Origin of the sequence: Bilifractor sp. LCP19S3_H10 (assembly GCF_052119185.1) — a bacterium.
Classification (GTDB): Bacteria; Bacillota; Clostridia; order Lachnospirales; family Lachnospiraceae; genus Bilifractor.
The window spans coordinates 90,410-103,685 of sequence record NZ_JBQKFT010000013.1; the positions used below are offsets into that span (position 1 = coordinate 90,410).

Sequence of the window (13,276 nt, forward strand, 5' to 3'; positions counted from 1 at the left end):
GTTCGGTTTATGAATGCAGAGGAAAAATATCAGGAATGGCTGGACAGGCTTCCGGAAGGAGACCCGATGAGGCAGGAGCTGCTCTCGATCCGGGGAGACAAACGGGAAATCAACGACCGGTTTTATCAGGAGATTGTGTTCGGAACGGCGGGACTTCGGGGAATCTGCGGCGCAGGGACCAATCGGATGAATCCGCTTACGGTCGGAAGAGCGACGCAGGGGATCGCCGGTTATCTGAAGAAGAGCGGAGAGGATCTGACAAGGGGCGTCGCGGTGGCCTATGACTGCCGGCATCACTCCAGGGAGTACTCGGAGCTTGCGGCGGAGATTCTGGCGGGAAACGGAATCCGCGTGTGGCTGTTCCCGTCCATGAGACCGACTCCGGAACTGTCCTTTGCGGTGCGGGAGCTTCATGCGCTTTCCGGGATCAATATGACGGCAAGCCACAATCCAAAGGAATATAACGGCTACAAGGTCTACCAGGAGGACGGAGCGCAGATCTCGGGCGCGGTATCCGACGGGATTCTGCGGGAGATTCAGGGACTCGACCTCTTTGATCCATTCCTCCGGATGCCTCTGCAAGAGGGAATCCGGGAGGGAATGATCCGTATGATCGGAGAGGATATGGACCGGAGGTATCTGGACTATGCGGAGGGACTGAAGCAGAGACCGGACAGCGAACTGGATCGCTCAGTTACCGTCGTGTACACACCGCTGAACGGGGCGGGAAGCATCCCGATGGAGACGGCGGCGCGGGAACTCGGATATGAAAATTTTGTGATCGTCCCGGAACAGAAGGATCCCGATCCGGATTTTACAACGGTGGGATATCCGAACCCGGAGGATCCTCGTGGGTTTGCGCTTGCGGAGAAGCTTGGGAAGAAGCTGCACGCGGATCTGCTGATCGCCACGGATCCGGACAGTGACCGTATGGCGGTGGAGCTTCCGGACGGGAAGGGCGGCTTCCGGCCCCTGAACGGCAATCAGACCGGAGCGATGCTGATCGCGTACATGGCGGAGAGTCAGAAGGCGGCGGGGACTCTGCCGGAAAACGGGGCGATGATAAAATCTATCGTAACCGGAGACATGGGGAAAACCATCTGCGAGTCCTACGGGATCCGGGTATTTGAGGCACTGACGGGCTTCAAGAATATCTGCGGCGTCATTCCGCGGCTTGAGAAGGAAGGGTACCGGTATTTCTTCGCGTATGAGGAGAGCATTGGCTGCGCGCCCGGCGAGCGGGTGCGGGACAAGGACGGAATTGCGGCGGGGCTTCTGATGATGGAGATGGCAGCATTTTATAAGAAGAAAGGTATGACACTGGGCGACGCGCTGGAGGCGCTGTACAAAAGGTACGGGTATTTCGCCGAGAGACAGGTGTCTCTGATCCGGAAGGGACAGACCGGAGCGGAGGAAATTGCGCGGATCATGCGGAAGGCGCGGGAGGAGAAACCGGACCGGTTCGGAGAATTCCGCGTCGCGGAGGTTACCGACTATCTCCATGGATGGGAGGATATTCCGCCGTCCAATGTGCTGAAGTTCCGTATGGAAAACGGTGACTGGTTCGCGATGCGGCCGTCGGGCACGGAGCCGAAGCTGAAGTTTTATTTCTATACGCGCGCCGAAAACAGTCAGGATGCCGGGCGAAGAGCGGACGGGCTGCGGGATGCGGTTCTGGAGGCACTTTCGGCAGACCGATAAAGGAGAACGGCGCCTGCTGCAGCAGAGACAGAAAACGTAGGAGCATTTATGATCACCCGTGGAGCAGGATATTTTTGCTTCACGGGATTTTTTTGACAAAAAAATCCTATCCTCCGGAAAGGGGGATAGGATTTTATTTTGGATATTTCGCATGATTTCGAGCAAGAATGACATATTTTCGTTGTGAATAATGAATGATATCATACGGGTATGAAAGGAAAACTTCTAGTCATCAAACCGGTTTTCCACAACGTTATGTTTCACGCAGGTTTCTTTTTTCATTCGCATTATCAAAGGAGGGTTTTAGAAAATGAAAAAGAGAATCGTAAGCACACTGCTTTGTACGGCTATGGCGGCATCTCTGTTCGCGGGCTGCGGATCCACCGCATCCACGAGCACATCCGCGTCCGGATCTTCGTCTTCCGCGTCATCGGCAGCGAAGGAGGAAAGCACATCTTCTGCATCCAGCGAAGCAGCAGATGAGTCCGCTGAGACGGAAGCCACTTCGGATACGGCGTCGGCAGGCGGACAGACCATCGGTATTTCGATGCCGACCAAATCTCTGGAGAGATGGAACCGCGACGGATCTTATCTGCAGGATCAGTTTGAAAAGGCAGGCTACAAGGTAGAGCTTACTTATTCCGATAACAAGTCCGCACAGCAGAACAACGATATCGAAGGACTGATCGCAGACAAGGTAGATCTCCTGGTAGTTGCGGCAATCGACGGCGAGGCTCTGAGCCAGGTTCTGAACGAGGCAAAGGACGCCGGCATTCCGGTTATCGCATATGACCGTTTGATCATGAATACAGACGCTATCAGCTACTATGTATCCTTCGATAATTACACCGTAGGTAAGCTGCAGGGTGAATTCGTTGCAAAGCAGCTGGATCTTGACAATGCAGGCGACAAGACCTACAACATCGAGTTCACAGCCGGAGATCCCGCAGACAATAATGCGACATTCTTCTTCAACGGCGCGATGGATGTGCTGAAGCCATACATCGACAAGGGCACTCTGAAGGTTCCGTCAGGACAGACCGAATTTGATCAGGTTGCTACTGCACAGTGGGATACTTCCACAGCTATGAAGAGATTCCAGAATATCCTCGGATCTTATTACAGTGACGGTACACAGCTGGATGCAGCCGTATGCTCCAACGATTCTACGGCACTTGGCGTTACACAGGCCATTGAGTCTGACTATGCAGGCAGCAACAATGTTGTCATCACCGGACAGGACGGCGACGAGGCAAACCTTGCAAATATCGTAGACGGCAAGCAGACCATGACCGTGTACAAGGCAGTTGCCAACGAGGCAGTTGTAACCCTTGACCTGGCAGAGGCAATGCTGAACGGAGAGAAGCCGGATGATTCCCTGATCTCCAAGTCCGGATGGGATTTCGACTGCTCCTATGATACTTCTTCTTATGATAACGGAACCGGTGTCATCCCGTCTTACCTGCTCGTTCCGACCGTTGTAACCAAGGACAACATGGACAAAGAGCTTGTAGATCCCGGATATTACACAAAGGATGACAAAGGATATCTGCACCCGGTAGGGTAATCGAAAGGATTTACCGAAAGGGACGATAGCACAAAATGAATCAGGGGCTGTCGCATAGAGCATCTTGCGGCGGCCTCTTTTTTCGAAAAGAAACAGATTGCACAGGAGGTATTCACTTGGCAGACATAATTCTTGAAATGAAAGACATCGTCAAAGAGTATCCTGGTGTCAAAGCTCTGAATCATGTCAATTTCAAAGTGGAACGCGGAGAGATCCACGCGCTTGTCGGCGAAAACGGCGCCGGGAAATCTACGCTGATGAATGTACTTGCAGGGACCATTCCGTTTGGACAGTATACAGGGGATGTCGTTTATAACGGGAGTGTCTGCAGGTTCCACAATATTAAGGAATCCGAAAAGCTCGGAATTGCAGTCGTGCATCAGGAGCTGGCTCTGATTCCGGAGCTTACGATCGCCGAGAATATGTTCATGGGAAATGAGCGCCGGAAGAAATCCGGAGTCATTGACTGGGACAGAACGTTCCAGGAAGCGCAGGATGCCATGAAGCGGGTTGGATTGAAAGAGTCCTCCCATACGTTGATCAAGGATATCGGTACCGGTAAGCAGCAGCTGGTGGAAATCGCGAAGGCACTTTCCAAGAACTGTAAGCTGCTGGTTCTTGATGAGCCGACATCCTCGCTGAATGAGGAAGATTCCAAAATGCTTCTGGACATGATCCTCGGCTTTAAGAAGCAGGGAATTTCGTCCATCATTATCACACACAAACTCAATGAGGTTGCCTATTGCGCGGATAATATCACGGTTCTTCGTGACGGCCAGACAATCGAGACGATTCCGAATCCGGATCACAATATCGATGAGGACCGGATCATCAAGGGAATGGTTGGAAGGGAACTGACAGACCGGTATCCGGCAAGAGAACATAAGATCAGTAAAGACGTGATTTTTGCCTGCAAGGACTGGACGGTATATCACCCGGTGTATACGGAGAAGTGCATGGATGATCACATCAGCTTTGAGGTTCACAGGGGCGAGGTTGTGGGCTTCTCGGGACTTCAGGGCGCGGGCCGTACAGAGCTGGCGATGTCGCTGTTCGGAAGAAGCTACGGATCGCATATATCCGGACAGGAATTTATTAACGGCAAGGAGGTCCATCTGAAAAATGAAGCCGATGCGATCGCGCACGGACTTGCCTACGCGACGGAGGACCGGAAGACAAACGGACTGATACTTTCGGAGACGATTGCGAGAAATACCACGCTTGCGCGCATGGATAAAATCTCTTCCAAACGCGGAATCGTAAATGTGCCCGAGGAGAATAAGCAGGCGGAAATTTATGTAAAGGCCATGCATACAAAGACGCCCAGCATTCAGCAGAATGTCGGAAATCTGTCGGGAGGCAATCAGCAGAAGGTGCTGCTCGCGAAGTGGATGTTTGCGGAGCCGGATATCCTGATTCTGGATGAGCCGACGCGAGGCATCGATGTCGGCGCGAAGTATGAGATTTATCAGATCATCAACGATATGGTCTCACAGGGAAAGGCTGTCATTATGATTTCCTCTGAGCTTCCGGAGCTTCTGGGTATGTGCGACCGGATCTATGTCATGAATGAAGGAAAAATGGCGGGAGAGTTTTCTGCTGATGAGGTTACGCAGGAGAAGATTATGAGCGCGATCCTCAAGGACAAGAAATGATATCATATCGCAATTCTATCGTTATGGAGGCTATCAAATGAAAGTTAGTGCATTCTTGAAAAAATACACCATGGTCTTCGCTCTGGTCATCGTATTTATTTTCTTCACAGCCCTGACCGGCGGACGGCTGATCTACTCACAGAATATTTCCAACCTGCTTCTGCAGAACGCCTACGTCCTGATCATGGCCTGCGGTATGCTTTTGTGTATCCTGACCGGCGGTAACGTAGACCTTTCCGTAGGTTCTACACTCTGCCTCTCCGCGGCGGCAGCAGCTAAGATGCTGGATCTCGGCGCGGCTCCCGGACTCGCGATTCTGATTTCTATGGTAATTGCCGCAGTCATTGGTCTGTGGCAGGGATGGCTCATCGGATATATTCATATCCCGCCGTTCATCTGCACGCTGGCAGGCATGTTCCTGTTCCGCGGAATTGCGCGTGTCATTTTGGATTCGAAGACCATCGCAATCATGAACCCCGGATTCCTGAATCTGTTCACATCCTACATTCAGATTCCCGGCGTTGACAGCAACAAGAAGTGTATTTCCGCATTGATTGTCGGAATTATTATTTCGATCGCGCTTACGATCTTCATGATTACGAACCGCGCGAAAAAGGCCAAAGAAGGATATCAGGTGGCAACCATTCGCGCAACGATTATCCGTATCGTAGTATTTGATGTATTGATTATTGCATACAGCAGCCGTCTGATGGGATACAAGGGAATTCCGGTGATGGTTCTGTGGATTCTGGCGGTTGTCGTTATTTTCGCGTTCCTTACAAGCCAGACCGTGTTCGGCCGTTACTTCTACGCAGTCGGCGGAAATGAGAAGGCCACCAAGCTCTCCGGTATTGATCCCCGGAAGGTATACTTCTGGGCATACTTCCTGATGTCTATACTCGCAGGTCTCTCCGGACTTCTGGTCGGAGCGAGAATCGGATCGGTAGACGGCAACATGGGTAACTCCTATGAGATGGATGCCATCGCATCCTGCTTCATCGGCGGCGCTTCCGCATACGGCGGATCCGGAACAGTTCCGGGAGTCATGGTCGGAGCCATCCTCCTCGGCGTCATCAACATGGGTATGTCCATCCTGGGTCTTCCGGATCAGTACCAGTACATCGTCAAGGGAGCAGTACTCCTCGCGGCAGTTATCTTCGATGTTGTATCCAACCACAAGACAGGAAAATCATAAAGTTTCTAGGAACATAAAGAAATAAGACAGGTGTCATGTGCTCTAAGTGACTTTTCCATCATGAGTTTTGTCATGATTCGGGAAAAAATCACTTAGAGCATTTTTAGTGTATAAGTCCAGTCGCAATGTTCTTGGACCACGGGGAGCTTGCTCACCAGTGGGCCAGAACATTAGCGACGACAACAGGTATGAGCACGAAGTGACGCGGGGACTTATTAAATGTCGAGACAATACCCGGAAAATGATGTAATATAAAACATAAGAGTCTGCCGTTTTTTTGCGCAGAACGTTCATGAGAAAATGGATTCTTTCGCGCAGTCTGAGGGAGGTGCGCATGGATATTGATGATATGAAAATTCCAATGGAGGTCCAGCCAAGCTGTGTGGTAGGCATCGGTGCCTCGGCAGGCGGTCTGGAGGCGCTTCAGCAGTTTCTGACATTTCTTCCGAAGGATACCGGCATGGCATTTGTCATCATCCAGCATCTGTCGCCGGATCACAAGAGTCTGCTCGGGGAGATTCTGAGCAAGTATTCCGCGCTTCCGGTGCAGGAAGCCAGAGACGGTATGCAGGTAAAGAGGAACAACATCTATCTGCTGCCTCCGAAATATAATATTGAAATTACTTCGGACGTTTTACATCTGAAGGAGTACAACCATGCCCTGATCAACCATCCGATTGATATTTTCTTCCGGTCGCTGGCAACTGCGTATGAGAACCGGGCAGTCGCGGTGATTCTGTCGGGAACCGGATCGGACGGAACCAACGGCATCCGTTCGATCAAGGAGCAGAACGGCATGATCATCGTGCAGAATCCGGAGACGGCAAAATTTGACGGCATGCCGAGAAATGCCATTGCGACGGGGTTCGTGGACCTGATTCTGGGGCCGGACGCAATCGCAAAGGAGATGGCGCATATCTCCTCCTCGATCAATCTGTCCAACGGGAAGATGCAGCTGACGGACGGAGATCTGATGTCGCAGGTATTCTCGATTCTGAAGAGCGTCACGAATACGAATTACACCTATTACAAACAGACGACGATCCTCCGCCGGATCGAGAGGCGGATCGTGGTAACACACTGCAGGAACCTTCAGAGCTATGTTCAGTATCTGAAGGAAAATCAGGAGGAGGCAAAAACGCTTGCCAAGGAGGTGCTGATCGGTGTGACCTCCTTCTTCCGGGATCCCGAGTTCTTCGAGGTGCTGAAGCAGCGGGTGATCAAGGACATCGTGCAGAACGGGAAGAAGGCAGACCAGATCCGTGTGTGGGTGGCGGGCTGTTCCACCGGTGAGGAGGCGTATTCCATCGCAATCCTCTTTGCGGAGGTCATGGAGGAGCTGAATCTCCGCAGAGATGTGAAGATATTTGCCACAGATCTGGACGCGGATTCGATTACCTTTGCGGGAAGAGGCGTGTACGGAGAAAATATAATCGAGGATGTCAGCGTCAGCCGTCTGAGCCGCTTTTTTACAAGGAAGGGCTCGAAGTATGTAGTGAATCATGATATCCGGACGATGATTGTGTTCGCGCAGCACAATGTATTTCAGGATCCGCCCTTCGGCAGGCTGAACCTGATCAGCTGCCGGAATCTGCTGATCTATTTCCAGTCGGTTCTTCAGAAAAATCTGTTTTCGATCTTTCACATCGCGCTGAATGACGGCGGATACCTGTTCCTTGGAAAATCGGAATCGGTAGGGGAGTACTCGGATGTGTTCCGGACCGTCTGCTCCAACGAGAAGATCTTTATACACAATGCCGCCGGCAGAAAGCCCTCCCATGCGAGAATCCCGTATTCGATGCAGGGAGTGGAGGATAATCTGGAACTGCCGGACAACATCCGCAGTCACGGGAAGAGCAGCGCCGAGTATCCGGGCCGCGAGCTGGACACGAGGGTTCTGGAGTCTCTGATGCCGGCCTGTGTCGTGGTCGATACAAACAACGAGCTGAGACATTCCTACGGAGACTGCAGCAGATTTCTCACGATTCCCGCGGGAACCGCGACGCTCGATATTTTTCTCCTGCTGCGTCAGGATCTGAAGATTGCCTTTTCGACCGCCCTGAAAAAGGCGCGGGTTACCGGGAAGCGGGTGGCCTATGATCACATACCGGTAAAGCTGGATAAGGAACCTGAGAATATCACGGTTGTCGCGCTTCCGGTCACGGACAAGACCGGGGCGAAAACCGGCTACACGGCGGTTGCCTTCATCCGTTCGGACCGGAAGATCACGGGACCAGTGGAAAAATATGATATCGACACAGCGGCGGCGAACCGGATCTCGGATCTGGAGAAGGATCTGCGGGTTACCCAGGACAGCCTTCATCAGACCGTGATGGAGCTCGAGTCCGTGAACGCGGAGCTGCAGGCCGCGAACGAGGAGCTTCTGACCTCAAATGAGGAGCTTCAGAGCTCGAATGAAGAGCTGCAGTCGGTCAATGAAGAGCTGTATACCGTGAACTCGGAGTATCAGTCCAAGGTATCCGAGATCGCGGCCGTCAATAACGATATGGCAAATTTCCTGTCCACGACGCTGATCGGAATCATGATGGTGGATCGGGATATGAATATACGCAAGTTCACGGAATATATCGCCTCGGAATTCAACGTGGCGGAGCAGGATGTCGGAAGATCGCTGCAGTACATCGCGTATAATTTTTCCTCCATCAACCTGATGGATCTGTCCCGGAAGGTTCTGAATACCATGGAAACCGTGGAATGTGAGACGACATCTGTGACCGGGAAGACCTATCTGATCCGCATCGCGCCGTACCGTGTGTCGAAGGAGCAGGAGGATGATCCGGGTTCCGAGACGGAGAATCTGAAGGGGAACACGGAGAAGAACAAGCGGAACGCGGGAAAGGACCGGGAACAGAAGAAAAATCTCAGAGGACTGGTCATCACGTTTGTGGATCTCACCAAGCAGATCAACGACGAGCAGCAGCTCGAAGAAATCAGCGAGGCACTGCGGATTGCCGCGAAAACGAGTCAGGAGAAGGAAAACTTCCTGTCCCGCATGAGCCACGATATGAGGACACCGCTTACGACGATTCTGGGCCTTCTGGAGCTGACGCTCACAAAGGAGAAAATGTCGGATCCCGTCCGTGAGAATCTGGAGAAGATGCAGAGCTCCGGCCGGTATCTTCTGAGTCTGATCAACGAGGTGCTTGAGACGAGTAAGCTGGATGCCGGAAAGGTGGTCAGCGAATATGATGTGGTGCATGAGAAGGAAGTCTTCGAAGAGGTGAACACGATCATCGAGGAAAAGGCCAGGAGCGCCGGAATCCATTATCACTTTGAGATCAGCAACTGCAGGAACGAAGTGATCATGATGGACGTTGATCATGTCGCTAGAATTCTGGTGAACCTCCTGGGAAATGCAGTCAAATTTACCGAGAAGGGCGGAGACGTCTCACTCGTGGTAGATGTCGTTTATCTCGCAGAGGGACGGGTGGAGCACACCTACCGGATCAAGGATACCGGAATCGGAATCAGCAGGGAATTCCTGCCAAAGATGTATCTGCCGTTTGAGCAGGACAGCGCTGCTCAGTCGAGGAACCGGGAGGGAACAGGTCTGGGCCTGTTCATCAGCCGCAGGCTGATCAACCTCCTCGGAGGAACGATTGACTGCAGGTCCGAGGTAGGAAAAGGCACGGAATTTACCGTGAAGCTTGCCTATGATATCGCGAGCGAGGACCAGAGGAAGCTGATGCGCCGGGCGGAGAAGAAGGAGTACGATATCAAGAACCTGAAGGGAAAACGGGTGCTTGTGGTTGAGGACAATCAGATCAACGCGGAGGTCATCATGCACATTCTGGAGTGGAACGGGCTTGTGGCGGATCATGCGGAGAACGGCAGAAATGCTCTTGAGAAATTCAAGGCGTCTCTGAAGAACGGTCCGAAATATGACGTTGTGCTCATGGATCTCCGGATGCCTGTGATGGACGGCTTTGAATGCGCCCGCAAGATCCGGGAACTGAAGAATGGATGGGCACAGAAGATCCCGATCATCGCGCTGTCGGCGGATGTTTACGACCGGGCGGATGAGGAGTGCTACGAGAACGGAATGAACGCGAGAGTGGCGAAGCCAATCGACACCGGAGAACTGTTCCGGGTTCTGGAGCGTGAGATAATGAAGGACCAGTAATTCATATGGAGACCTTCAGACCCGTCGGAGCAGAAATGTGTAAGCTCATTTGCAAATGGCCGGAGCAGGGTAATGGCAGCTCATTTGGGAATGGCCGGCGCAGAGTGCAGCAGATTCATTTAACATGGATGTGCGGAGCGGTCAAGTTGGCAATTGTTTCGTTTCGGGCGTTATGTTATGATAGTGGCGATGCCTTTATGCATATTGAGACGCAGACATGATCCGTATAAAGATTGTGCTGTGGACATGATCCGTATAAAGATTGTGACGCGGGCATGATCCGCATAAAGGCTGAGACGCGGGCAGAGCCCGCATAAAGGTTAACGCGAACAGTGAGATGCATCCGGCCGGCTTGCGGCCGTGTGCGCAGGCGCTGCGACAGCGGGACAGAATCCGCAAAGCGCGTTTTATCTGTTTTTTCAAGGAGGAATCAGAAATGATCAACTGGAAGAATCTTGACGAGCTTGCTTCTTATAGGGAGCTGCAGAAGGTAGAAAAGGTGAACCTCGCAGAGGTTATGTCCGGTGAAAGCGGAGCGCAGCGTGTGAAGAGCTGCAGCATTCCGATGGCGGAAGGCCTTTCCTATAATTACGCGGCGAAGGCTGTGGACAGCAGCGTACTGGATGCCCTTGTAAAGCTGGCGGATGAGGCACAGCTCACGGAAAAGTATAAAGCCCTCTATAACGGAGAGGTAATCAATACAGGAGAGAAGAGACTGGTTCTCCATCATCTGACGAGAGGACAGCTCGGAGATGCTGTTGTAGCGGACGGTGTCGACAAGAGAGCTTTCTATGTGGAGCAGCAGAAGAGAATCGCAGATTTCGCGAACAAGGTACATGCGGGAGAAATCACAAATGAGAAGGGCGAGAAGTTTACCACGGCGGTACAGATCGGTATCGGCGGAAGCGATCTTGGCCCGCGTGCCATGTACATTGCCCTGGAGAACTGGGCGAAGAAAACCGGAAACTTCAAGATGGAAGCGAAGTTCATCAGCAACGTAGATCCGGATGACGCAGCAGCGGTTCTGGCTTCCACAGATGTGGCACATGCGATTTTCATCCTGGTATCCAAATCCGGTACGACTCTGGAGACACTGACCAACCAGTCCTTCGTCATGGACGCGCTGAAGAAGCAGGGCCTGGATCCGGCGAAGCATATGATCGCCGTTACCTCCGAGACATCTCCGCTGGCGAAGAGCGACGATTATCTGGACGCGTTCTATATGGATGATTACATCGGCGGACGTTATTCCTCCACCTCCGCGGTAGGCGGCGCTGTTCTGTCTCTTGCGTTCGGTCCGGAAGTCTTTGCGGATTTCCTTGAGGGCGCGGCAGCCGAGGATAAGCTTGCGACAGAGAAGGATCCGCGGAAGAACGCGGCGATGCTGGATGCGCTGATCGGCGTATACGAGCGCAATGTGCTCGGGCTTCCGGCTACGGCGGTTCTGCCGTATTCCCAGGCACTTTCCAGATTCCCGGCGCATCTTCAGCAGCTTGATATGGAGTCGAACGGCAAATCCGTCAACCGTTTCGGAGAGCCTGTCTCCTATGTGACCGGACCGATCATCTTCGGAGAGCCGGGAACGAACGGTCAGCATTCCTTCTATCAGCTTCTGCATCAGGGCAAGACGATCATTCCGCTTCAGTTTGTCGGATTCCGCAACAGCCAGATCGGCACGGATGTGGAGATTCAGGGAAGCACAAGCCAGCAGAAGCTCTGCGCGAATGTCGCTGCACAGATCGTGGCCTTTGCCTGCGGCAAGAAGGATGACAACCTGAACAAGAACTTTGAAGGCGGCCGTCCGTCAAGCATCATCATCGGCGATCAGCTCTGCCCGAAGACCCTCGGTGCTCTGCTGGCACATTTTGAGAACAAGGTTATGTTCCAGGGCTTCCTGTGGAATGTGAACAGCTTCGACCAGGAAGGCGTACAGCTTGGAAAGGTTCTGGCAAAACGGGTACTCGCCCACGATACAGAGGGCGCACTGTCTGTATACAGTGATCTTCTCAATATCTGAGATAGCAGCGCCTGCATACAGTGATCTTTTCGATATCTGAGATTGCAGCGTCTGTATACAGTGATCTTTTCGATATCTGAGATAGCAGCGTCTGCATACAGTGATCTTCTTGATATCTGAGAACGCATTGTCTGTATACGGTGATTTTTATATCTGAGACGTTCTGGAAGCTGTGAGACAGTGGATGGGACGGGGAATAATAATATTTTATCGCAGAAAGGTTCTGCAGCGTGAAGCTGCGGGACCTTTTTCGCAGTGCGCCTAGCGGCGCACGTTTCCAACGGGTTCAAGTCCCGAATCCGCCCGGTAGTGGGAAGGATATAGCCGAAGGCAAGGGTGTCCGCCGTGAGACGGAATCTGAAGGAAGCCGGATGTGGGGAACATACTATCCCACGGGCAAATCTCCGGTCTGACGTACAGAAATCTTATACGAGGTTATGCATGAGGGTAAGGCTGCTGCACAAGTCGAAGCCCAATAACTACACGGAATCATGCATGATAAATGAGGCAGATGGATGGAGAGGAAGAAACGTGTGGTACCTAGGGAGGTCTGCGTGAAACGCTCTGAAAGGAGTAACCACCGTACAAGGTAACGAGGCGGTGCTGAACATGCAGAAGTCAGCGGAGGTCATAGTAGGGATATGGACATGGAAACATGGACATGCTAACCGAAGGACCGAATCAATAGGAGTCTTAAGTATGACCGAGAAAGGAGGAATGACCGTTAATGGCAGAAAACATTGAAAACAATGGCTGTTCGCAAAGAGATAGTGCGGAACACAACGGGTATGCGAAAGCGCCTAGGTCATTCAATCGGATATGGAAAGAAAGAGACAGTGCACAGCCGAAGCTCTTGGAAGCGATACTGTATAAGGACAACTTTAATAGAGCGTATAAAAGAGTTAAGGCAAACAAGGGAGCGCCAGGTATTGATGGAATGACTATTGAAGAGGCACTTCCATACCTTAAGGAACATCAGCAGGAGTTAACTGACCGC

Annotated in this window: 6 protein-coding genes and 1 pseudogene; all 7 read left to right on the plus strand. The window is 52.2% G+C overall.

Translation table 11 applies throughout. The features are described from left to right. The first annotated feature begins 9 nt into the window (after positions 1 to 9). Positions 10 to 1,701, plus strand: coding sequence for a phospho-sugar mutase (locus tag ACTQZS_RS10875; protein ID WP_441475812.1), 1,692 nt, complete (start codon positions 10 to 12; stop codon positions 1,699 to 1,701). Positions 1,702 to 2,011: 310 nt separating this feature from the next. Further along, the gene (locus tag ACTQZS_RS10880) at positions 2,012 to 3,268 is read left to right on the plus strand and encodes a substrate-binding domain-containing protein (RefSeq protein ID WP_441475813.1); all 1,257 of its coding nucleotides are present in this window, start codon (positions 2,012 to 2,014) and stop codon (positions 3,266 to 3,268) included. Between the two features lie 116 nt (positions 3,269 to 3,384). Beyond that, the gene (locus ACTQZS_RS10885; protein WP_441475814.1) at positions 3,385 to 4,923 is read left to right on the plus strand and encodes an ATP-binding cassette domain-containing protein; all 1,539 of its coding nucleotides are present in this window, start codon (positions 3,385 to 3,387) and stop codon (positions 4,921 to 4,923) included. 37 nt (positions 4,924 to 4,960) lie between these two features. After that, on the plus strand, positions 4,961 to 6,118 hold the full coding sequence (locus ACTQZS_RS10890; protein ID WP_441475815.1) for a sugar ABC transporter permease: 1,158 nt from the start codon (positions 4,961 to 4,963) through the stop codon (positions 6,116 to 6,118). 334 nt (positions 6,119 to 6,452) lie between these two features. Further along, positions 6,453 to 10,262, plus strand: coding sequence for a chemotaxis protein CheB (locus tag ACTQZS_RS10895; RefSeq protein ID WP_441475816.1), 3,810 nt, complete (start codon positions 6,453 to 6,455; stop codon positions 10,260 to 10,262). Between the two features lie 436 nt (positions 10,263 to 10,698). Next, complete coding sequence (locus ACTQZS_RS10900; RefSeq protein ID WP_441475817.1) at positions 10,699 to 12,279, plus strand: glucose-6-phosphate isomerase; 1,581 nt, start codon at positions 10,699 to 10,701, stop codon at positions 12,277 to 12,279. Between the two features lie 727 nt (positions 12,280 to 13,006). Then, positions 13,007 to 13,276, plus strand: a pseudogene (locus ACTQZS_RS10905) (group II intron reverse transcriptase/maturase); the annotation flags it as partial.